At 72.4% G+C, this 22,998-nt stretch carries 16 protein-coding genes; 11 read left to right on the top strand and 5 right to left on the bottom strand.

Translation table 11 applies throughout. The annotated features are described in order from the left end of the window. The first annotated feature begins 401 nt into the window (after window positions 1–401). The 8 genes from FHG10_RS07060 to FHG10_RS07025 all read left to right on the top strand — a co-directional run bounded on the left by FHG10_RS07060 (window position 402) and on the right by FHG10_RS07025 (window position 12,221). The gene (locus tag FHG10_RS07060; RefSeq protein WP_152352582.1) at window positions 402–1,706 is read left to right on the top strand and encodes an extracellular solute-binding protein; all 1,305 of its coding nucleotides are present in this window, start codon (window positions 402–404) and stop codon (window positions 1,704–1,706) included. Window positions 1,707–2,086: 380 nt separating this feature from the next. Further along, window positions 2,087–3,388 carry an ABC transporter substrate-binding protein gene (locus FHG10_RS07055; protein WP_152352581.1) on the top strand — a complete coding sequence of 434 codons (1,302 nt, stop codon included), beginning with the start codon at window positions 2,087–2,089 and terminating at the stop codon, window positions 3,386–3,388. Window positions 3,389–3,435: 47 nt separating this feature from the next. Continuing rightward, window positions 3,436–4,374 carry a carbohydrate ABC transporter permease gene (locus FHG10_RS07050; RefSeq protein ID WP_152352580.1) on the top strand — a complete coding sequence of 313 codons (939 nt, stop codon included), beginning with the start codon at window positions 3,436–3,438 and terminating at the stop codon, window positions 4,372–4,374. Beyond that, the gene (locus tag FHG10_RS07045; RefSeq protein WP_152352579.1) at window positions 4,367–5,311 is read left to right on the top strand and encodes a carbohydrate ABC transporter permease; all 945 of its coding nucleotides are present in this window, start codon (window positions 4,367–4,369) and stop codon (window positions 5,309–5,311) included. Before FHG10_RS07050 ends, FHG10_RS07045 begins: the two co-directional genes overlap by 8 nt. A 58-nt stretch (window positions 5,312–5,369) precedes the next feature. Beyond that, entirely contained in the window at window positions 5,370–6,761 is a 1,392-nt protein-coding gene (locus tag FHG10_RS07040) for a Gfo/Idh/MocA family protein (RefSeq protein ID WP_152352578.1), read from the top strand. Then, complete coding sequence (locus FHG10_RS07035) at window positions 6,758–8,041, top strand: Gfo/Idh/MocA family protein (protein WP_152352577.1); 1,284 nt, start codon at window positions 6,758–6,760, stop codon at window positions 8,039–8,041. Before FHG10_RS07040 ends, FHG10_RS07035 begins: the two co-directional genes overlap by 4 nt. Beyond that, window positions 8,038–9,513 carry a tagaturonate epimerase family protein gene (locus tag FHG10_RS07030; RefSeq protein WP_152352576.1) on the top strand — a complete coding sequence of 492 codons (1,476 nt, stop codon included), beginning with the start codon at window positions 8,038–8,040 and terminating at the stop codon, window positions 9,511–9,513. The genes FHG10_RS07035 and FHG10_RS07030 overlap by 4 nt, the downstream gene beginning before the upstream one ends. Window positions 9,514–9,635: 122 nt before the next feature. Continuing rightward, a complete protein-coding gene (locus tag FHG10_RS07025) occupies window positions 9,636–12,221 on the top strand; it encodes a glycosyl hydrolase (RefSeq protein ID WP_193636220.1) in 2,586 nt (861 codons plus the stop codon). 49 nt (window positions 12,222–12,270) lie between these two features. Here the strand turns inward: FHG10_RS07025 and FHG10_RS07020 are convergent, their stop codons facing one another. Together FHG10_RS07020 and uxaC are read right to left on the bottom strand one after the other, a co-directional pair. Beyond that, window positions 12,271–13,593 carry a mannitol dehydrogenase family protein gene (locus tag FHG10_RS07020; RefSeq protein WP_227488091.1) on the bottom strand — a complete coding sequence of 441 codons (1,323 nt, stop codon included), beginning with the start codon at window positions 13,591–13,593 and terminating at the stop codon, window positions 12,271–12,273. 74 nt (window positions 13,594–13,667) lie between these two features. Then, window positions 13,668–15,095 (bottom strand): glucuronate isomerase, encoded by a 1,428-nt coding sequence (gene uxaC / locus FHG10_RS07015; RefSeq protein ID WP_152352574.1) that lies wholly within the window; start codon window positions 15,093–15,095, stop codon window positions 13,668–13,670. 264 nt (window positions 15,096–15,359) lie between these two features. Here uxaC and FHG10_RS07010 point away from each other — a divergent pair, with 264 nt between their 5' ends. After that, window positions 15,360–16,352: a LacI family DNA-binding transcriptional regulator gene (locus FHG10_RS07010; RefSeq protein ID WP_152352573.1), complete on the top strand. Its 993-nt coding sequence runs from the start codon at window positions 15,360–15,362 to the stop codon at window positions 16,350–16,352. Here the strand turns inward: FHG10_RS07010 and FHG10_RS07005 are convergent. Next, a complete protein-coding gene (locus FHG10_RS07005; RefSeq protein WP_152352572.1) occupies window positions 16,340–18,700 on the bottom strand; it encodes a family 78 glycoside hydrolase catalytic domain in 2,361 nt (786 codons plus the stop codon). The two genes, FHG10_RS07010 and FHG10_RS07005, sit on opposite strands and share 13 nt — an antisense overlap. A gap of 161 nt (window positions 18,701–18,861) precedes the next feature. Between FHG10_RS07005 and FHG10_RS07000 the strand changes: the two genes are divergently transcribed. Next, complete coding sequence (locus FHG10_RS07000; protein WP_227488090.1) at window positions 18,862–19,905, top strand: LacI family DNA-binding transcriptional regulator; 1,044 nt, start codon at window positions 18,862–18,864, stop codon at window positions 19,903–19,905. Between the two features lie 40 nt (window positions 19,906–19,945). Here FHG10_RS07000 and FHG10_RS06995 read toward each other — a convergent pair whose 3' ends face one another. Then, window positions 19,946–21,289, bottom strand: a complete 1,344-nt coding sequence (locus tag FHG10_RS06995; RefSeq protein ID WP_152352571.1) for an MFS transporter — start codon at window positions 21,287–21,289, stop codon at window positions 19,946–19,948. A gap of 161 nt (window positions 21,290–21,450) precedes the next feature. Further along, on the bottom strand, window positions 21,451–22,221 hold the full coding sequence (locus FHG10_RS06990; protein ID WP_152352570.1) for an IclR family transcriptional regulator: 771 nt from the start codon (window positions 22,219–22,221) through the stop codon (window positions 21,451–21,453). A gap of 188 nt (window positions 22,222–22,409) precedes the next feature. Between FHG10_RS06990 and FHG10_RS06985 the strand changes: the two genes are divergently transcribed. Further along, window positions 22,410–22,997, top strand: a complete 588-nt coding sequence (locus FHG10_RS06985) for a hypothetical protein (RefSeq protein WP_152352569.1) — start codon at window positions 22,410–22,412, stop codon at window positions 22,995–22,997. Window position 22,998 lies beyond the last annotated feature (1 nt).

Here is a 22,998-nt window from a genome sequence, read left to right as displayed (position 1 = left end):
GTGGAGCGCGGTGACGAGCCACAACCCTTTTCTGCATCCCTCGCCTCATTCAGGTGCGCTGACGGGGGCTCCTGTACCGCTGGCGCGCGCACCGACGAGCGCACGGAAGAGCCGTGGCGGCTCCCTGGTGGTGCATCCCGTGGACGCGGTCCCCCGGCGTCGTACGGGGTGCAGTCACGATTCTGCATCGAGGGCTTTACACGTTTCAGAGTTGCGCATACGCTCGTCCTCGATTCAATGAGCGGCGTCCTCCGCAGTGTTGGAGAGCGCTTCCCGGGGATGCTGTGTCGACGGTTCCGTGGCGGCGCGGCCTGCCGTCGGGCAGCTGTCCCGAACATCGCCGGGCTCATGTGGATCGTCAGCTGCGCCGCACCCGGCGGCGAAGATCGAAGGAGATCGCCATGCCCTCACGTCGCACCGTCCTCGCAGTGCCTCTGGCTCTGGCGGGCCTGGGAGGCCTTGCCGCCTGCGGTCCGAACGCTCCTGGTGGTTCGTCCGGTGGATCCGGCGCCTCCGACTCCGGCACCCTGCGCTTCGCCTGGTGGGGAAACGCCGTGCGGGACAAGGCCACGCGCGAAGCCATCTCGACCTATCGCTCCGGGCATCCCGAAGTGAGCATCTCCGATGAGCCCACCGATTGGTCGGGCTATTGGGACAAGCTCGCCACCCAGGTGGCCGGCGGGGACGTGCCCGACCTGATCCAGATGGACGAGTCCTACCTCAGCGAGTACTCCAGTCGGGGCATCCTCCTGAACCTCAAGGACACCGACGTGGACACCTCCGAGTTCGATCCGTCGGCGCTGGACGCCGGCATGGTCGACGACGGGCTCTTCGCGCTGAACGCGGGCGTGAACGCCCCGGTGCTGCTGGCCAATCCGGACGTCTTCGACGCGGCCGGCGTGGACTTGCCCGACGACGGCTCATGGACCTGGGACGAGCTCGTCGAGATGTCCGCCGCGATCACGAAGGCGACGCCCGACGGCACCTTCGGCGTCCAGCAGCTCGGCGCCGCCGGCGATCCCGCACTCAGCGTCTACCTCCGCCAGCTCGGAGGGGAGAAGTTCGCCGACGAGGGCCTCGGCTTCACGGCCGCACAGCTGCAGCAGTGGATGGAGTTCGCCCTCGAGCTCCAGAGCACCGGGGCGGCGCCCGGGGCCTCGGTCGCCGTCGAGGAGACGGGGAAGTCCGTCGATCAGACGCTGTTCGCCACCGGCACGTGCGGTCTCCAGCTCGCGTGGTCGAACCAGGTGGTCAGCAACGACACGGCGCTCGGCGGAACGGTGAAGGTGCTGCGCATGCCGTCGATGACGGGGAAGTCCGCCGATGTGAAGCTCTGGTACAAGGCCTCGATGTACTTCGCGGTCGCGGCCAGGTCCGCGCAGCAGGGGGCAGCCACGGCATTCGTCGACTGGCTCGTGAACTCGACCGACGCAGGGAAGATCCTCCTCGCGGAGCGGGGCGTCCCCGCGAACCTCACGGTGCGCAAGGCCATCGAGGGCGACCTCACCGACTCCGACCTGAAGGCGGTCGACTTCATCGAGGCCATCGCCGACGAACTGGGGGACGCGCCGGTGATCACCCCTCCGGGCGGGAGCGCCGTGAACGACGCCCTCGGCAGGCACATGGAGGACGTCCTCTTCGGGCGCGCGAAGCCGGGCGATGCGAGCGCCGCCGCCGTCACCGAAGCCGAGGGGCAGCTCGGATGAGCCGGACGATCGTGGCCGTCCCGGGCACAGGTCAGGTGACGGCCGGAATGTCGGCCTTGCGCCACGACCGACTGGACAGCGCTCTCCCAGGTCAGGTCGACCGCGCCTCCCGCCCGTATGAGAACGTTTGCATTCGGGCGGTCTCCTCTGCTTAGAATCTGCCGATCGCGCGGTCGCCGCGGACCGTGCCGATCCTCCGCAGAACTCGCGGTCGGCCCTCGGAACCGGCCCCGCACACTCCGCGGAACGCACCGCGAAGATCCCGCCCGCCGGCCTCCGCACACCGTTCGCGGCCGGCGCCGTCGGCCGCGAACGATCCCCTCAGACATCCATTCATGTCACCCACCCGCCGCGCAGAAGCCCTGATCGAAGGAGATCACGTGCACACCCGACGCGAAGCCCTCGCCCTCACCCTCGCCGTCCCCACGGCGCTGACACTGGCCGCCTGCGGCCCCAATCGCTCGACCTCGGAGGCCTCGGGCGGTGACGGCTCCTCCGCCCTCCGGTTCATGTGGTGGGGGAACGCCGTGCGCGACAAGGCCACCCGCGGCGCGATCGACGCCTATGGCGAGGTCGAGTCCGATCTGAGCATCTCCGCCGAGCCGGCCGACTGGTCGGGCTACTGGGACAAGCTCGCCACGCAGGTCGCCGGCGGCGACATGCCGGACGTCGTCCAGATGGACGAGAAGTACCTCAGCGAGTACGGCAACCGCGGTGCGCTGCTCGACCTCGAGAAGGCCGGACTGGAGACGAGCGACTTCGAGGACAGCTCGGTCGCGGCGGGCGAGGTGCCGGACAAGGGACTGCTCGCCATCAACGCCGGCATCAACGCGCCGGTGCTGCTCGCGAACGCCGCCGTGTTCAAGGACGCGGGCATCGACCTGCCCGACGACACCACCTGGACCTGGGACGACCTCGCATCGCTCGCCGCCGACATCACGAAGGCCACGGACGACGGCGTCTACGGGATCCAGCAGATCGGCCTGGTCCAGGCGACCTTCCAGGTGTACATGCGCCAGCTCGGCAAGGACCAGTACGCGGCCGACGGCCCCGGCTTCGCCGCCGAGGACGCCGCCAAGTTCTTCGCATACGCGAAGTCCCTGCAGGAGACGAAGGCCGCGCCCGACGCCTCCGTGTCGGTCGAGGAGGCAGGCCAGTCCGTGGACCAGTCCCTGTTCGCCACCGGCAAATGCGCCCTCCAGGTCGCCTGGTCCAACCAGGTCGTCGCCTACGACACCGCCGCGGGCGGCAAGGTGCACGTGCTGCGCATGCCGTCGATGACCGGGAAGGCCGCCGACGCGCAGCTCTGGTACAAGGCCTCGATGTACTTCGCGGTCTCCGCGAAGACGACCGCCGAGGAGCAGGCCGTCGCCTTCGTCGACTGGCTCGTCAACAGCGAGGACGCGGGGAGGCTGCTGCTCGCCGAGCGCGGCGTGCCCGCGAACCTGACGGTCCGCGAGGCCATCGCGGACGACCTCACCGACGCCGACATCAAGGCCGTCGACTTCATCGAGTCGATCGCGGACGAGCTGGGCGACGCCCCCGTGATCACCCCGCAGGGCGGCGGCCAGTTCGAGGACATCCTCACGCGGTGCGGGGAGGACCTCCTGTTCGGCCGCACCGACACCAAGGCCGCGGCGAAGGACCTGCTGGACCAGCTCACGTCGGCGATCACGGTCTGAACCGGTCCCGGACCGGACGGTGAGGACCACTGGAGGAAGGATGAGTGATGAGTGCTATCGGTGAGCTCACGTCCATGGCGAAGGGCCGTGGACGGGGCGGGGTGCGCGAGAAGCACCCGGACAACAAGCCGGCCCTGATGTTCATGGCGCCGTGGCTGCTGGGGCTGCTCGGGATCACCCTGATCCCGATGATCGCCTCGCTGTACCTCTCGTTCACGGACTACAGCCTGCTGGCCGCCCCGAAGTGGATCGGCCTGCAGAACTTCGTGGACATGTTCCACGACGCCCGGCTGATGACCTCCCTGAAGGTCACCCTGATCTACGTGGTCGTGGGCGTGCCCCTCCAGCTCGCCCTGGCCCTCGCGCTCGCGGTCCTGCTCAACGAGGGCATCAAGGGCCTCTCGTTCTACCGCTCGATCTTCTACCTGCCCTCCCTGCTGGGCGGGTCGGTCGCGATCGCGATCCTGTGGCGCCAGATGTTCGGCACCGGCGGCCTGGTCAACCAGATCGGGGGCATGCTCGGCTTCACGAACCTGCCCGGCTGGATCTCCGACCCCTCCACTGCGCTGGGCACGATCATCCTGCTGCACGTGTGGACGTTCGGCTCCCCGATGATCATCTTCCTCGCGGGCCTGCGCCAGATCCCCCAGATGTACTACGAGGCCGCCGAGGTCGACGGCGCCGGCCGCTGGCGGCGCTTCACCGCGATCACCCTGCCCCTGCTGACCCCGATCATCTTCTTCAACCTGGTCCTGCAGGTGATCAACGCCTTCCAGTCCTTCACGCAGGCGTTCGTGGTCTCCGGGGGCACTGGCGGCCCCTCCGACTCCACCCTCTTCTACACGCTGTACCTCTACCAGAAGGGCTTCACCCAGTTCGACATGGGTTACGCCTCCGCGATGGCCTGGCTGCTCCTGGTCATCGTCGCGATCTTCACCGTCATCAACTTCTTCGTCTCCAAGTTCTGGGTGTTCTACGATGACTGATCAACTCACCACCAGCGGCCCCTCCGCTCCCGCAGGCGCCGGCGCTTCCGCCGCGCCCGTCGGCCGCGGCCACCGCACGGGCGACCGGCCGGGGGCCCGGCCCCGTCGCATCCGGCGCGCAGGACCGATCGTCCGCCACGCGATCCTCATTATCGCCTCGCTGGTCATGATCTATCCGCTGCTGTGGATGATCGTCAGCTCCCTGCGCCCCAACACCGAGATCTTCCGCAATCCCGGGCTGTTCCCGATCAGCTTCAACACCGAGAACTACGTCAACGGCTGGAACGCCCTGTCCCAGCCGTTCTCCCACTACCTCATCAACTCGACCCTGCTCGTCCTGGGCTGCGTGATCGGCAACGTTATCGCCTGCTCGCTCACCGCCTACGCCTTCGCGAGGCTGAAGTTCTGGGGTCGGAACATCGCGTTCGCGGTCATGCTGATGACGCTCATGCTCCCCATCCACGTGGTCATCGTTCCGCAATACATCATGTTCTCCCAGACCGGGTGGGTGAACACGATGCTCCCGCTCATCCTGCCGAAGTTCCTCGCGACCGACGCGTTCTTCGTGTTCCTCATGGTCCAGTTCATCCGCGGCATCCCCCGCGAGCTCGACGAGGCCGCCCGGATCGACGGCTGCGGACATTTCCGCATCTTCTTCCGCGTGATCCTGCCGCTCATGACGCCCGCGATCGCGACCACAGTGATCTTCACGTTCATGTGGATGTGGAACGACTTCTTCGGCTCCCTCATCTATCTGACGACGCCGGACAACTTCACCGTCCCCCTCGCCCTGCGTGCCTTCCTCGACTCCCAGGGCACCTCCGACTGGGGAGCCATGTTCGCGATGTCCGTGCTCTCGCTCGTCCCCCTGTTCATCGTCTTCCTCCTCGGGCAGCGCTTCCTCATCCGCGGGTTCGCGACGACGGGGATCAAGTGAGCGGGAGTCGTCGGCCGTGCGCGGCCCATCCCGTTCCCGACGTTCCGAAGGAGACCGCATGAGTTCCCGCTACGGCCTGATCGGCACCGGCCACCGCAGCCAGATGTACATCGACGCGATCACGGGCCCCCACGCCGACGTCGCCGAGATCGTCGCGCTGTTCGACACGAACCCCGGGCGCATGCAGTGGTACCGCGAGCACTACGCGGCGCTCGAGGGCGTCCCCGCCGTCGGCCCCGAGCGTCTCGAGGATGTGATCGCCGAGCGGGGCATCGAGCGCATGATCGTGACCTCCGTGGACCGCTTCCATGCCGAGCACATCGTGCGCAGCCTCGAGGCCGGCGCGGACGTCGTCGTCGAGAAGCCGCTGACGATCGATGCCGAGAAGGCGCGGATGATCGAGGAGGCCGTGCGCCGCACCGGCCGCAGCGTGAGGGTCACCTTCAACTACCGCTACTCGCCGCGCAACAGCGCCCTGCGCGAGGTGATCGCCGACGGCCGCATCGGCACGCCGGTCTCGATGGTCTTCGAGTGGGTGCTGGACACCGCGCACGGCGCCGACTACTTCCGGCGGTGGCACCGCGACAAGGCGAACTCGGGCGGCCTGTTCGTCCACAAGGCCTCCCACCACTTCGATCTCGCCTCCTGGTGGATCGACGCCCAGCCGCGGACCGTCTATGCGCGCGGCGGCGTGCGCTTCTACGGCGACCGGGCGGCGCAGGAGAGGGGAGAGGAGCCGGCCGCCGAGCGCGGCACGCACGACGGTCCGCACGGGCCCTTCGAGCTCGACCTGCGCAGCGATCCTCGTCTGAAGGAGCTCTACCTCGACCAGGAGCAGCACGACGGCTATCGCCGTGACCAGGACGTCTTCGCTCCCGGCGTCACCACGGAGGACAACCTCACGGCGATCGTGGACTTCGACAGCGGCCTCGCCCTGACCTATGCGCTGAACGCCCACAGCCCCTGGGAGGGCTACCGGGTCGCCGTCAACGGCACCGAGGGGCGCGTCGAGCTCGAGGTCGTCGAGCGCACCGCCGTGCTCACGAGCTCCGGGGCGCGGGACGGGGCCGACGGAGGTTCCGACGACGGACGGGCCGAGGGCGACGGAGCGTCCGCGGGCGAGGCAGTGGTGGACCCGAGCGCCGTGCGGGTGGATGACGACGGCGGCGGCGCGCGCCGTGCCGGCGAGAGACTCGTCCTCCAGCGACACTTCGAGACCGCCCAGGAGATCGAGATCCCGCAGGGGGAGGGCGCCCACGGCGGCGGCGATGCGCTCATGCTCGCCGAGGTCTTCCGCGGGCGATCCGAGGACGCGGGCGCGGATCCGCTGGGCCGCGCGGCGGACTGGCGCGACGGCCTGCGCGCGATCTCCATTGGCATCTGCGGCAACGCCTCGATCGAGACCGGACAGGCCGTCGACGTCGAGGAGTTCATGGGGATCGGTCGATGAGCGCAGACGGGACCCTCGCGGCGCGGCCGATCGCACTGATCGGCACGCGCGGCTTCGGCGCCGTGCACCTGCGGCGGATGGCGCCGCTGCGCGAGAGCGGGCGGATCCGCCTCGTGGGCGTCGTCGACGTCGCCGAGCCCGAACCGGGGATCGGCGCCCCGTGGTTCCCGAGCCTCGAGGCGCTGCTCGAGGGCGCCGACGAGGCGCCCGAGGTGCTGATCATCGCCACGCCGATCACCACCCACGCCGGCCTGGCCCGCGAGGGCCTCGCCGCCGGCTGCCACCTCTACCTCGAGAAGCCGCCCGTGCCCTCCCTCGTCGATCACGAGGACCTGCTGCGTGCCGCGGCCCGGGCCGGACGCGTCGTGCAGGTCGGCTTCCAGGCCCGCGGCGGGGGAGGAGCCGCGCGGATGCGGGAGCTGCTCGCATCCGGCGCGCTGGGCGAGGTGCGCAGCGTCGACGCCTTCGGTGCCTGGATGCGAGACCGCGCCTACTACGCGCGCAGCCCCTGGGCGGGCAGGCGCCGCATGGACGGTCGGCGCGTGGCCGACGGCGTCGCCACCAACCCCCTCGCCCACGCCGTCGACCTCGCCCTGCAGATCGCCGGCATCTCCCGCAGGAGCGACATCGCGCGGATCACCACCGAACTGCGCCGCGCCCACGACATCGAGGCCGACGACACCACCTACCTGCGCGTGGACCCCGCGGCCCCCGGCCCCTTCGTCCAGGCGGCGCTCGTGACCACCGCGCCCTCGCAGAGCGACCCCTGGATCGAGATCCGCGGGGAGAAGGGACGCGCCCGGCTCGAGTACACGACGGATCGCCTCGAGCTCGTCGACGCCTCCGGAGTGCGCACGCAGGAGTCCCCCGGTCGCAGGGATCTGCTCGTGGACCTCCTCGACCATCTCGACCGCCTCGACCTCCTCGACCATCGCGACGGCCCCGACCCTCTCGACGGCCGCGAGGACTCGTCCGCGCCGCTGCTCTCCCCGCTCGAGAGCACCGAGGCCTTCACCACCGTCCTCGAAGCCACCCAGAGCGGGCCCGACCCGGGGCCCATCGGCCCTGAGCACGTCGCCTGGGTCGGCGAGGGCGAGGCGGCCCACCCCGTCGTCCGCGACGTCGAGGACTGGATGGGCCGGGCGCTCCACGCCGGCGCGCCCTTCAGCCGCATCGGCGCGCCCTTCGCCGACCCCGACGCGGTCCACGAGACCACCGCGTCGGCCCTCGCGCCCCCACGCCACCGCGCACCCGATCCCACCGGAGGAGATTCCCGATGACCCTGCACACCGCTGCCCTGCAGGCCGATGTGGTCCGCAGCCGTGAGAAGAGCAGCCTGCTGCTGCGCGCCGCCCGCCCCGCGGACCTGGCCGCGTTCGAGGGGACCGTCTCCGAGACGGCCGACGGGGCGGTCCTCGAGGGACCCGCGAGCCACGCCAACGCGCTCGCCCTGCGGGCGGCGGTGCCCGCGCTGCGCCCGCGGCTCGTGAGCGGGCACCGCACCTCGGTGGGCACCGGGGACCGCACCGGCCTCGCGACCGCCGGGCAGGCGCGCGCCTTCGCGGAGGCCGGGGGAGGAGTCCTCCCCGTGCTCGCCCAGCAGTCGATCCGCGAGATGGACCGGCTCGGGCGCAGCGCGAGGGAAGTCCTCGACGACGCGGTGTTCGGCCTGGTCGAAGCCGGATGGGAGCGCGGGTACGGGGCCGACTGCGACCACATCAAGACCACCGAGGGCATCGACCGCGGGCTCGATGCCGGGTTCCGCATGTTCACCCTCGACCCCGGCGACATGGTCCAGGACGTCACCGGCGGCGTGACCGAGCGGCAGGTCGACGACCTGCCGTGGAAGGCGCTCGAGGACACCCGGACCGACCTCCACGCCCGCTACCGCGGCCTCGACATCGAGGCCGCGGGGGAGCGGATCGCGCCGTCGGACGCGGAGATCCTCACCGCCGCCGTGAAGTACGGCGGGGCGGTCGCCGAGGCCGCGCGGCTGCATCGCCACCTGGCCGCGCACGCACCCGAGGCCGCGCGCGCCGCGCACGGCGGCGAGCCCGCCGTCGAGGTCGAGATCGCGGTCGACGAGACGGCCTGGCAGACCACCTTCTTCGAGCACCACTACCTCGCGACCGAGCTCGAGAGGCTCGGCGTCACCTGGTTCTCCTTCGCCCCCCGCTACGTCGACGGCTTCGAGAAGGGCCTCGAGTTCCGCGGCGACCGGGAGGAGCTGCGACGCAACCTCGAGGTCCATCACGCGATCGGCGCGCTGCACGGCGGCTACAAGATCTCGCTGCACTCGGGGTCCGACAAGTTCTCGATCTACCCGCTCGCCCTCGAGGCCACCGACGGCCTCGTCCACCTGAAGACCTCCGGCACCTCCTACCTGTGCGCCCTCGAGGTCATCGCCGAGGAGGACCCCGAGCTGTTCGCCGCCGTCTGGGGCATCTCGCGGCAGGCCTACGCACGGGCGAAGGCCTCCTACCAGGTCTCCGCGCACGAGGACCGCACCCCGACGGACCTCACGGGCCTGGGCGCGGAGGCCCTCGTCCAGCTCGTGCGGGACAGCGACGACGCCCGGCAGATCCTGCACGTGGGCTACGGCGACTCCCTCACGGCCGACCTCGCCGACGGGACCCCGCTGCGCGAGCGCTTCGCGGCGGATCTGCGCGCCCACCACGACCGGTACACGCGGGTGCTCGTCCCGCACATCTCCCGGCACCTCGCACCCTTCGCCGCCGTGCCGGCGCGCTGAACGGGCGCGGGATGAGCGGCGGGTTCGGACCAGGAGGCGGAGCGGGCTCGGCAGACGCGGGAGCCAGCACCCCCACCGCGCTGCGCCGCGGGTGGCGGGACCCGGACCCTGCCGACCGGCCGATGATGCGCTGGTGGTGGTTCGGGCCCGACCAGGAGCTCGGGGAGATCGACCGCGAGCTCGAGGCCATGGCCGCCGCCGGCCTCGGCGGCGCCGAGGTCGCCTTCGTCCACCCGCTGCGGGAGACGGCGGACCGCTTCGGCTCGCTGCGGATGCTCGCGGCCCTGCGCCACGCCGCCGAGCGGGCGCGGGAGCTCGGCCTGCGGCTGGACGTGACGCTCGGAAGTGGCTGGTCCTTCGGCGGACCCCACATCGGACCCGAGCACGCCTCGCGGCGCCTGCGCTGGGAGCGCCGCGAGATCTCCCCGGCGCCGCTGGACGTCCCGGTGCGTCCTTCCTGGCCGGGCGACGATCTCGTGGGCGTCTATGTCGGGGAGGGCACGGCGCCGTCGCAGTGGGTGCACGTGCCGACCGCGACGGATGCCGAGGTGCTGCAGATCCCCGCGGGGCTCGGGCCCCGCACCGTGCTGCTGGCCTGGTCCGAGGTGACCGGCCAGCAGGTCAAACGCGCATCGGCCGGGGCCGAGGGGCCCGTGCTCGACCACCTGAGCGCCGACGCGACACGGCACCATCTGCACGTCGTGGGCGAGGCGCTGCTCGGCGCAGTGCCCGCCGCGCTGCTGGGTTCGGTGTTCTGCGACAGCCTCGAGGTGTACGAGGCGGGCTGGACGCCGCGGCTGCCGGAGGAGTTCGCGCGGCGCCGCGGCTACGACCCCGTGCCCGTGCTGCACCGCCTCGTCACCGAGGAGGACGGGCGCGAGGGGCCGACCTCCGCGCAGCTGCGGGTCGACATGGGCCGCACCCTCGGCGAGCTCGTCGAGGAGAACTTCCTGGCAGTGTGCCGCGACTGGGCCGCACGCCATGGCGTCCCCTTCCGCGTCCAGGCCTACGGCGAGCCGCCCGTGACGCTCAGCGCGTACCGCTCCGCCGACCTCATCGAGGGGGAGGGCGCAGGCTGGAAGGAGATCACCGCCTGCCGCTGGGCGTCCTCCGCCGCGCACCTGCTGGGGCACGACGTGGTCTCCAGCGAGGTGTGGACGTGGGTGCACTCGCCCTCCTTCCGCGCGACGCCGCTGGACCTGCGGGCCGAGGCGCACGACCACCTGCTCTCGGGCATCACCCGGTTCGTCGGCCACGGGTGGCCGTACTCGCCGCCCGAGGCGCCGGGACCGGGCTGGCGCTTCTACGCCGCCGGGGCGCTGGACGACCGGAATCCGTGGTGGCCGGCGATGCCGGAGCTCACCGCCTCGCTCGCCCGGCTCTGCGGGGCGCTGCGGCGCGGGGAGCGGGTCGCCGACGTGGCCGTGCTGGTGCCCGCCGATGACGCCCGCGCCGCCCACGCCGGCGGCTTCGACCTGTTCAAGGCCGCGCGGGACCTCATCGGCCCCCGGATCCCGGCGGCGATCCGCACGGGAGGCTGGGACTTCGACCTGGTGGACGACCCCGCGCTCGAGACCCTCGCGCCGAACGCCTACCCCGCGGTGGTGGTCGCCCGGGCGGCCCGGATGCCGGAGACGACGCGCGCATGGCTCGACGCGGTGCGCGCGGCCGGCGGCACCGTGATCGCCGTCGAGGCACCGGCGTGCCCCGCGCGGGAGCAGGTCCCCGAGGCGGAGTTCGGCGCGGCCCTGCGCTCCGCTCTCCCGCCCGACGTGTCCCTCCGCGGCGACGGCGGGGAGATCGGGACGGTGCACCGCAGACTGGACGACGGGGACCTGTACCTGGTGGCGAACACCGGTGCCGCGGTGCGCCGCGTCGCGATCACCCCGCGCACCCGCCGGGTGCACTGGGAGGTCCTCGATCCGGACGACGGCGGACGCCGCGCACTCGGGGAACGGTCCTCGGCCGAGGCGGAGGGCAGCGCCGAGGCGAAGGGCGAGATCGGGGGCGGGGACGAGGGTCGCGTCGACGAGGGGACGATCACCGTCGAGCTGCACCCCTACCAGGCGCTCGTGCTGATCGGGAGCGACGACGAGCCGGCCCGGACGGACGCGCACGGGGACGCGGCGTCGGTCGACGGCGTCGCGTCGCGGGCGGAGCCGCACGCGCAGCTCTCCCTCGCGGGGCCGTGGACCTTCACGAGTGCGGGGGACACGGAGCGCGAGGTGACCCTGCCGCACAGCTGGGAGGGGGAGCTGCCGCCGGAGCGCTCGCGCGGCGTCTATGAGATCGAGGTCCGGATCGGGGCGGAGCAGGTGCCGGCCGGTGCCCGCGTGGAGCTCGACCTGGGGTCGTGCACGCCGATGCCTCGGCCGGGCGGCGCACAGGGCTTCCGCGCGGAGGTGCGCCCGCCCGTGGGGGAGATCGCCGTGGTCGGGGTCGACGGCGAGCGGGCCGGGATCATCTGGCGGGCACCGCACCGCCTGGATCTCACCGATCGTCTGCGCCCGGGGACGCACCGGCTGCGGCTGACGGTGCTGACCACCGCGGCCGGGGCCTCGGCCGTCGACCCGCATGTGGGGCCGATGGTCGAGGAGTCCCGGAGGCTGTACGGCGACCGGTTCGCCCTGCAGGACCTCGATCGCGCCCTCGAGGACGTCCACCGCGGCCTGCACGAGGTGCCGGTGCTGCGGGTCCTGCGGGGCTGAGGGCCGGGCCCCCGACCCGGCCCCGGCCCCCGGGCCTCACACCCGGGCCTCAGGCCCGGGGCAGCGTCCCCTCGGCGGCGACGACCGCGTCCACGAGATCCTGCGGGGCGCCGCCGTCGATGACGAGGTCGAGCAGGGCCTGCACGCGCGTCGTCGGATCCGCGAGGCGGGCGGCCTCGGCGATCCCGTCGGCCCGTGGATCCGAGAATGCGGTCCCGGTCTCCACGCGCCAGGTGACGAAGGCGGTCCAGGCCGCGACGAGCGCGAGGACGCCGGACGCCTGCGCGGGACCGCCGCGGTCCGCGATCACGGGCAAGGCGCGCACCGTGAGCTTCACCGAGCCGTCCGCCGCGATGCGGTCCAGGGCGTCTGCCATGCGCGGGTTCTCGAAGCGCTCGACGAGCGCCGCCGTGTAGGCGTCGAGCTCTGCGGCGGGCAGGGGCAGGGTCGCGCGGGCGTCGGCCCACAGGGCGTCGACCAGCGCGCGGACCTCCGGGTCGGAGATCGCCTGGTCCACGCGCTCGTGGCCGGCGAGCTGGCCCGCGTAGGCCATGAGGGAGTGGGCGCCGTTGAGCAGGCGCAGCTTGCGCTTCTCATGCACCTCGACGTCCTCGACGAGCTGCGCGCCCGCCGTCTCCCACGCCGGGCGGCGGCCGCGGAAGGAGTCCTGGACGACCCACTCGGTGAAGGGCTCGGTGACCACGGTCGCGCGGTCGGCGAACCCGGTCGCCTCCTCGACGATCCTCTGGTCCTCGGCACTCGCGGCCGGGGTGATCCGGTCGACCATCGTGGAGATGACGTCCACGTGGTCGTCGAACCAGGCGCGGGTGTCCTCGTCGGCCGCGGAGAGCACCGCCTCGCGCAGCACCTCGCCGTTGCCCGGGAGGTTGTCGCACGAGACCAGGGCGATCGGCTCCTCGACGCCGGCCTCGCGGCGGGCGCGCAGACCGAGCGCGAGGCGCGCCGGGGCGGAGACGGCGGGGTCGTCGCCCGCCGCGTAGCCCTTCTCGGTGATCGTCAGCGTCACCACGGAGACCTCGGGATCGGCGACCAGGCGCTGCAGGGCCTCGACGTCGGACGCGGGGCGGACCTCGTCGAGGACGTCCAGCAGGCGCACCTGGTCGCCGTCGGCCTCGCGGACGACGAGCCCGTAGCGGTTCCCCTGCGCCTCGAGCGTCTCGGCGATCGCGGGGGAGCGGCCGGTGAAGGCGCTGACGCGCCAGGCCTCCTCGCCCGTGCCGGCATCCGCCGTGTACGGCAGCGTGTGGGCGCGGGAGAAGTTGCCGATGCCCAGGTGGACGAGTCGGCCGCCTGCGGACGGAGCGGACTCGGCGGCGGATGCCGCGGCGGCGGGGGTGGACAGGGTGCTCACGGTGCTGACCTCCAGGAAGCGGTGCGGTGGCGAGGGTGCGGGCGGCGCCGCGCGGGCGGCCGCGCGGCGCCGGCTCAGTGGGCGATGGGCGGGTAGGCCGCGCGGGGGAGGGTGGTCGAGAGGTCGATCGCGACCTCGGTGGCCTCGTCCTCGCCCAGGCGATGCTCGGCGACCAGGTTCGCGAGGTAGCCGGCGTCCACGCGGCGCGAGAGGTCGTGGCGCGCGGGGATGGAGGCGAAGGCGCGCGTGTCGTCGACGAAGCCGGACATGTTGTAGAACCCGGCGGTCTCCGTGGCGAGCTCGCGGAAGCGGCGCATGCCGTCGGGCGAGTCGAGGAACCACCACGGGGCGCCGAGGCGCACCGAGGGGTAGGTGCCGGCGATCGGGGCGAGCTCGCGCGAGTAGACGGTCTCGTCGATCGTGAAGAGGATGCAGTGGAAGCGCGGGTCGCGGCCGAAGCGGTCGAGCATGGGCTGCACGCCGCGCGCGTAGTCCACGGGCACGGGGATGTCGTAGCCCTTGTCCTTGCCGTAGGTCTCCAGCACGCCCGAGTGGTGGTCGCGCAGCACCCCGGGATGGATCTGCATGACCAGGCCGTCCTCGCAGGACATCTCGGCGGTCATGAACAGCATGTGGGCCTCGAAGGCGAAGGCCTCCTCGGTGCTCGGCGTCTCGCCGGCCCGCACGCGCGCGAAGAGCGCGGCGGCGTCGGCCGGATCCATCGGTGTCGTGTCGGCCCGCAGATGGCCGTGGTCCGAGGCCCGCGCGCCGGCGGCGACGAAGGCGCGGCGGCGTTCGCGGATGGCGTCGAGGAAGCCCGGGAAGTCGCCGGTGTCGATGCCGGAGACCGCCGCCAGGGCATCGACCTCGCGGGCCCAGCTCGGGCCGCCGATCTGGAAGACCGCGTCGGGGCGGAAGGTCGGCACCACGCGCTCGCCGAGGCCCTGCTCCGCGATGCTGGCGTGGAAGGCGAGGTCGGAGGTCGCGGGGTCCGTGGTCGAGATGATCTCGATGTCGAAGCGGTCCAGGAGCTGCTGGGGACGGAAGTCGTCGCTCGCGACGACCGCGGCGATCTGGTCGTAGATGCGGTCCGCGGACTCGGCCGACGGCATCTCGTGGACGTCGAAGACCTCGACCAGCTCGTGCTCGATCCAGTAGCGCGACGGCGTGCCCCGGTAGAGCTTCCAGTTCTCGCAGAACGTGCGCCAGATCTTCCGGGAGTCCGTCTCGACCGCTCCGCCGTCGCTGCGCGCGAGGCCGAGGGCGTCGTAGGAGATGCCCTGGGAGGCGAGCATGCGGGTCACGTAGTGGTCCGGCACGATCAGCAGCTGCGCGGGATCGGCGAACGGCGTGTTCTCCGCGAAGGCCTGCGCCTCCACGTGCCCGTGCATCGAGATCAGCGGGAGACCCGCGACCTGCTCGTAGATCCGCACGGCGATGTCCCGCACCGCCGGGTCCGCGGGCAGCGCGCGATGGGGGTGCAGGGTGAGCGGCGTGGTCATGGTGTCTCCTCCTCGAGATGGCGACGACGGGAGCGCAGGGGCTCCGGGCTCGGTTCCGACTCCGCCTCCGGGGCGGTTCCGGACGGGTGCCGGGGCGTGCGGCCCACCGGGATGCAATCGTTTGCAACGCGGGGCTCGAACGACTATATAGTGACCGTGCGCCCACCGCCCTCGAAACGGTTGCACGGTGATGCCGCGGCCTCGACGTCGAGGCCGCGGCGCTTCGAGGCGGCACGAGGGCGGGCGAGCACGAAGGGGGAGCCGATGGTCGCGACGCTGCGGGAGGTCGCCGCGCGGGCGCAGGTCTCGGTCGCGACGGCCTCCCGCGCATTCCAGCGTCCCGACATGGTGGGAGCGGCGACCCGCACCCGGATCCTCGAGGCCGCCCAGGAGCTCGGCTACGTCGCGAACTCCACCGCTCGCGCGCTGGTCACGGGCAGGCGCGACGTGGTGGGGGTGGTCGTCCCCGACCTGCTGAACCCCTTCTACCCGGCGGTGCTCAAGGGGGCGCGGGCGCGGGCCCGCGAGCGCGGCGTGCAGCTGCTGCTGGCCGACGCCGAGGAGGAGCCCGAGGGCGAGCTGCCGCTCGTGCGGACGCTCGCCCAGCAGGTCGACGGGATCGTGCTGTGCTCGAGCCGCATGGACGAGGCGAGCCTGCGCGAAGCCGCAGACCTCACCCGCCTCGCCCTGGTCAACCGCACCGATCCGGGCCTCCCGGGGGTGCTCGCGGATCCCGAGCCCGGGGTGGGCGAGGCCGTGCGGCACCTCGAGGGGCTCGGGCACACGCGGATCGCCTACGTGGGCGGCCCCGAGGCGAGCCGCTCGGACGCCGATCGGCGTCGGGCGATCGCGCTGGCCTGCCGGGCAGGCATGGAGCAGGTGGACCTGGGGCGCTTCCCGCCGACGGCCGACGGCGGGGCGCAGGCCGCCGAGGCCGTGCTCGCCTCGGGCGTGGGCGCGGTGCTCGTCTACAACGACGTGATGGCGCTCGGGCTCGTCGACCACCTGCGCACCCTCGGCGTGGACGTCCCCGGCGAGCTCAGCGTGATCGGCTGGGACGACATCGAGTTCGCGGGCATGCTCGCACCCGGGCTGACCACCGTGCGCGTGCCGCGCACCGAGATCGGCGAGGCCGCGATCGACGCCCTGCTCGACCCCGGAGCGGACGACGCCGACGCGCCGCTGCACCGTCTCCTGCCCACCGAGCTCGTGCTGCGCGGCACGACCGCGCCGCCCGCGCCGTCTCAGAACACGTGAGAGCCGCCCACGACCTCCTCGACCCGGCCGTCGGGCAGGACGATCTGGGCGAGGATCCCCTCGGGGATCGTGACCTCGAGTCGGAAGCCCCCGTCGACCGCCGGACCGTCGGCCGCCGGGCCGTCGGCCCCCTCGGTGCTCCAGAAGACCTCGATGCGGCCCACCGGTGAGTCCAGGGCCCCGCGCGCCCAGTCGAGGCCCGGGCCGGGGACCGGCTGGATGCGGACGCGCCGGTAGCCGGGCTCCGCGGCGCGGATGCCGAGGACGACCTGGTAGATCCAGTCGGCGACCGCGCCCAGGGCGTAGTGGTTGAAGCTCGTCATCTCACCGGGGTTGATGGAGCCGTCGGGGAGCATCGAGTCCCAGCGCTCCCAGATCGTCGTCGCGCCCATCGACACGGGGTAGAGCCAGGAAGGGCACTGGTCCTCGAGCAGCAGGCGGTAGGCGTCCTCGACGTGCCCGGTCTCCGAGAGCGCCCAGGTGACGAAGGGGGTTCCCGCGAAGCCCGTGGAGACGCGGTACTCGGCGGCGCGCACCACCTCGGCCAGGCACTCGCCGGCCCTCTCGCGGGTCCGCGGCGCCAGCAGGTCGAAGGTGATCGCGAGCGCGTAGACGGTCGCGCAGTCCGAGGTGATCGTGCCGTCCTCGTGGACATAGGCGTCGGTGAACGCGGTGAGGACGCGATCGGCGAGGTCCTGCCAGGAGGCGGCGTCCTCCTCGCGGCCGATGAGGTGGGCGGCGCGGCTCGCGAAGCGCGCGGAGCGGATCAGGCACGCGGTCGCGACCACGCCCTTGTCGGCTTTCGCATCGGCGGGGGCGTGCGGGGAGGCGTCCGGGTCCAGCCAGTCGCCGAACTGGAAGCCCGTGTCCCACAGGCCGCTCGGGGAGAGGGCCTTCTCGACGCTGCGCAGGTGGAGAACCATCCCCGGGTACTCCTCGCGCAGGCGCTCGAGGTCGCCGTAGGCGTTCCAGAGGGCCTCGGGCACCCAGACGGCGGCATCGCCCCAGATCGCGGTCGCCCCGGCCCATCCGGCGGCCTCGACCTCGGGGTCGTGGTGGGCGAGCTTGAGCAGGTCGGGGATGACGAACGGGACCCAGCCGTCGGTGTTCGCCGCGGTCTCCGCGGCGAGGTCCAGCAGCCAGTTGTGCAGGAAGTCGGCGACGTCGAACTGGAAGGCGGAGGTCGCGGCGAAGGCGGCGATGTCGCCGGTCCAGCCCAGGCGCTCGTCGCGCTGCGGGCAGTCCGTGGGGACGGCGAGGAAGTTCCCGCGCTGGGACCACACGGAGTTGCTCACCAGCTGGTTCACGCCTGGATGGGAGCTCTCGAACCAGCCGGTGCGGGTGATGTCGGAGCCGACGACGACGGCCTCGATGTCCTCCCCGGCGAGCTCGCCGGGCCATCCGGTGACCTCCGCGTAGCGGAAGCCGTGGAAGGTGAGGGTGGGTTCGAAGAACTCGCCGTCGGGGTCCCCGGCGAGGGTGATGCGGTCGGTCGCCTCGGCGCCGCGCAGGGGACGGGTGCCCAGCTCCTCGTGCTCGAGGACCTCCGCGTGGCGCAGCGTGATCTCGGTTCCCGCGGGGCCGGTGACCGAGAAGCGCAGGAAGCCCACGAGGTTCTGCCCGAAGTCCAGCAGTGTCCGGCCCGACGGCGAGGTCCAGATCCGCTGGGGCGCGATCGTCTCGTGGCGGGTGATCAGCGGCGAGGCCTGCGGGATCAGGGTCGAGCGGTCGATCTCGACGACGCGCACCGGCTCGGGGGCCGACGGGGCGACGCGGCGATCCTCGCGCTGGCCCTGGTAGATGTTCGCGATCTCGATGCACGAGAGGCTCGAGGTCCAGGACTCGTCGGTGCGCAGGTGCTGGACCGTGCCATCGGTGAAGACGACCTCGAGCACGGCGAGCAGGGCGAGATCCTCGCCGTAGTTCGCGTCGGCGTTCTCGAAGCCCAGATCGCCGCGCCACCACCCGCCCGCGAGCGTCACGTCCAGGCGCAGCGCCGGGGCGTCCGGGTCCTCGATCGGGGCCTCGTGGACGAGGTCCGTGACGTCGAAGGCGGGGACCTGGAGCCGCCGCTCGTAGACCGTCCATCCCGGGTTCAGCAGCGAGCCGGTCACCGGGAGCCCGTTCAGCGTGGCCTCGAAGACGCCGTGGGAGGTCGCGTGGAGGGTGGCGCGGGTGACCTGATCGGCGTCCTGCGCGAGGGCCAGGGCGCCGGTCAGGATCGGCGGGCGGCCGGTGTCCGCGGGCGCGGTGATCGCGAGGGACTCCGCGAGGAGGTCGGCGGGGGAGGGGGTGGCTGCCGCGGTTTCGGCCGCGACGGGAGAAGCGGTGGCGGGGGCGGAGGACATGAGGGCTGCTCCTGCGGAGGACGACGGTGTCGGGGTGCGGCCTGCGCGCACGGGGTGCCGTGCGCGCTGCGATGCGGGCAAGTCCACCACGAGTGATGAAACGTTGCAAGAGGGGAAGGGGATGCGGTCAGACGGTCGCGGCGTGCGGTAGCGTCTGCGCCGTGGGGAACTCGCGACCGGTCGGCATGAAGGACGTGGCCCGTGCGGCCGGGGTATCCGTGGGCACCGTCTCGAACGTGCTGAACCGGCCCGACATCGTCTCCGCGGACCGTCGGGCCCGCGTCGAGCAGGCCATCGCCGAGCTCGGCTACGTGCGCAACGACGCCGCCCGCCTGCTGAAGATGGGACGCTCGCGGACGGTCGGCGCGATCGTCCTGGACTCGACGAACCCCTTCTACGCGGACCTCGTGCACGGCATGGAGGCCGCCGCCGAGGACTCCGGGCTCGCCGTGATCGTGGGCAGCTCCGGCAACAGCGCCGAGCGCGAGAAGCTCTACCTCTCCCTCTTCGAGGAGCAGCGCGTGCGCGGCATCCTCCTCGCCTCCGCGGGCACCGACCGCGAGCTGGTGCGCTCGATCGTCGATCGCGGCACCCCCGTGGTGATGGTCGAGGACGAGGGCGGACGCGGTGCTGACGGGCGCGCGGGCGCGAGCGCGAGCGGCTCTACCGTCTCCGTGGACGACGTCGAGGGAGGGCGCCTGGCCGTCGCCCACCTCATCGAGGGCGGTGCGCAGCGCCCCGCCATGGTCTTCGCCCGCGGGGACCTCCACCAGGTCTCCGCCCGCATCGAGGGCGCCGAGGCCGCCGCCGCGGAGGCCGGGCTCGAGCTCGAGCTCGTCGAGGCCGACGACCTCAGCGTCCTCGCCGGGCGCGCCGCCGGCTCCGAGATCGCCGAGCGCTCCCCGGAGGACCGGCCCGACGGGGTGTTCTGCGTGAACGACCTGGTGGCCGTCGGCATGATGCAGGCCTTCGCCTACGAGGCCGGGATCGCCGTGCCCGATGAGATCGCGATGGTGGGCTACGACGACATCGCCTTCGCCCGCAGCACCGTGGTCCCGCTGACCTCCATCGCCCAGCCCTCCGAACTCATGGGCCGCACAGCCCTCGCCCTGCTCGAGGAGAAGATCAGCGCGGGCGTCGACGCCGTGGACCGGCACGTGCGCTTCAGCCCGGAGCTGGTGCGGCGCGGATCGTCGCGGGGATGAGGGCCGCGGAGCGGAGGCGCGGTGAGCACGGGGCTCCGGTTCACGCTCGCACGGGCACCGCGTCCTCCTCGAGCCGAAGGTCGCGGCCGCGCGTCTCCGGAGACATGACGGCGCCGACGAGCGACAGGGCGATCATCACCATCATGTAGATCGCGACCGGCCACCACGAGCCGGACGCCCAGGTGATCAGGGCCGAGCACACCAGCGGCGCCACGCCGCCGCCCAGCACGGAGGAGAACTCGCGCGCGAGCGAGATGCCCGCGTAGCGGTAGCGGGCGCCGAAGATCTCCGCGTAGAACGCGCCCTGGCTGCCGACGGTCCCGTACCCGGCGACGACGAAGCCGATGAACACGACCACCCCGATCAGCAGCGGCTGCCCGGTGCTGATCAGCAGGAACGCGGGGATCGGGAAGACGAGCAGGAAGGCGAGGACGGCGATGATGACCGGGCGCCGCCCGAAGCGGTCGGTGGCGGCGCCGAACAGGACGCATCCCACCGCGGCGCCGATCGCCCCGTAGAGCAGCAGCTCGGGGATGAACTTCGCCTCGACCCCCAGCCAGGTGACCAGGAACGACCCCATGAACACTTGGTAGATGTAGCTCTGGCCGTTCGAGCCCATGTTGATGAGGAAGACGCGCCACAGCGGCGCGCGCCCGTGGCGCAGGACGTCTCCGATCGGGGTCGACTCCTGGCCGATCCGCGCCTTCTGGGTCTCGGCGAACACGGGCGATTCCCGCAGTCGGCGCCGCAGCACATAGGCGGCGAGCGTGACGATCAGCGAGGACCAGAACACCGCGCGCCAGCCCCAGGAGGCCAGGGCGTCGGCAGGCAGGGCCTGCGCCGCCATCCAGGCGAGCGCGCCCAGCACCGACCCCAGGGCCGCGCCCGCGAAGACGGTCGAGGTGAAGAAGCCGCGTCGGCGCGGGCCGGCCGTCTCGGCGAGCAGAGTGACGCCGCCGGCCTGTTCGGCCCCTGCGCCGAAGCCCTGGAGGATGCGGCAGACCACCAGCAGGATCGGCGCCAGGATGCCGGCCTGCTGGTAGGTGGGCAGGCAGCCGATCGCGAAGGTCGCGATGCCCATCAGGAACAGCGTCGCGACGAGCACCCACTTGCGTCCGAGCCGGTCGCCGAAGCGCGAGAAGAACAGTCCGCCCAGCGGCCGCGCCGCGAAGCCGACGGCGTAGGCGCTCATGGCGGCGATGATCCCGACGGCCGGGGAGACATCCGGGAAGAACAGCGAGTTGAAGATGATCGCCGAGGCCGTGCCGTAGATGACGAAGTCGTACTGCTCGAGCATCGTGCCGACGAGACCGGCGAGGGACGCCTGGCGAAGATGGGCGCGGTCCACCGCAGACTCGGTCGCGGCAGTGGGGGCGGGGGTCATGGCACTCCTGGCATCGTTGCAAAGGCGTTTCGTTCTGCGGTACGCGCGATTCGTAGAGCGTAACGGCGTGCTGGGATCAGAGCAAAACCACGGTCGGCATCCGAACGGCGAGAACGGCGGGAACGGCGGGAATGCGCGAGGGGGCGACGCGGCGAGGGCGCTTAGTCCTGGATCGTCAGGGGTGCGGGCAGCAGCGCTGCGAGCTCCTCGCGCATGGCGAGGCGGAGCGCCTCGCGGCGCTCGGGGGCCATCCGCTCCGCGGGCGCGGTGATCGAGACGGCCGCGACGGCGCGGCCGCCCCTCAGCACGGGCAAGGCGATGCAGGCGATGCCCGGCTCGTTCTCGTCGACCTCCCACGCGCAGCCGCGTGCGCGCGCCTGCTCCAGGACGTCCCACACGTGGTCGGGGTCGACGCGCAGGGCGGGGTCCGTCGCGCGGGTGAAGACCTCCACCTGCTCGCGTGAGACGCCGCCGGCGGCGAGGAGCGCGCGCCCCATCGCCGAGACCGCTGCGGGAACGGTGCCGCCGACGGCCGACCAGACGCGGATCGTGCGCTCCGGCTCGACCTTGTCGATGTAGCGGACATGGGCGCCCTCGAGCACGCCGGCGTGCACGAGCTCCTGCGTGCGTGCGCTCAGGGAGACCAGGGCGGGGTGCAGCTGCGGCGCCAGATGCGCCCCGGCGGTGAAACCCTCGCCCAGGCGGGCGGCGGCGGTTCCCAGGCGATAGCGGCCATCGACCTGCTCCGCGAAGTCCCGGAGGCGCAGCGCCTGCAGCGCCCGGTGGGCGGTGGCCTTGTGCATGCCGGTCGCCGCGGCGAGGTCCGCGAGCGCCATGCCCTCGGGGCCCGCCTCCGAGAGGCGGATGAGCAGCAGGGCCGCGCGGTCGATCGCCTCCACGGGCGAGCGGGTCCGGTGCTCGTCGACGCTCATCCGGCGCAGTCTACGGGCGCGAACACCTCCAGCTCCACGCTCGCGCGGACCAGCTCGCGGATCGAGCCCGGACCAGAGGTGCGGGACCTCGCGGGGAGGATCCGGGGCCTGCGCCGATGACGGTTGTCACGGGGCGGGGATGACGCGCAGCGGAGCCGGCGACCCCGCGGCATCGGCAGGATCGATGCATGACCTCCGAACGACGCATCCTCGCCGCCCTCACCGTGTTCATGGGACTGATGACGACGGCCTGGTCCTCCAACGCCCTGGAGACCCTCCCCGTCATCGCGGTCATCGGCATGGCGCTCGGGGCGCTCGCCGTCGTCCTGGGCGCGGTCGGCCTGGTGCGGGGCCGACGGGTCCCGCAGGGCGCGAGCGGCCCGTCGCGGCCCGCGCAGCCCGTGCCCGCGCAACCCGGAGGGTCACGTGGCCGGCTCGTCTCCGGCCGCGCGGCCGGGATCTTCGCCGGCATCGAGGTGATCGTGATCGCACTCGTCTGCATGCTGCTGGGCATCACCGGCCACGGCGCACTGATCGTGCCCGCGGTGGCGTTCATCGTCGCAGCGCACTTCGCCCTGTTCCGCCTGGTCCAGGACCAAGTGCTGCACATCGTCGCTGCGGTGGTCGGCTGCCTGGGGGCGGGGGTCGCGATCGTGCTCGTCCTGCGCGGGGATCTGGACGAGGCCGCCGGACGCGCGCTGGCAGGTCTCACGCTCGCCGCGTGCACGGCCGCCTACGCGGCGGTGTTCGCCCGTCAGGTGTGGCGCAGGGCCTGAG

This window comes from Brachybacterium subflavum (genome assembly GCF_009299795.1).
Lineage (GTDB): Bacteria > Actinomycetota > Actinomycetes > Actinomycetales > Dermabacteraceae > Brachybacterium > Brachybacterium subflavum.
This window is presented reverse-complemented; position numbering and strand designations above follow the sequence as displayed.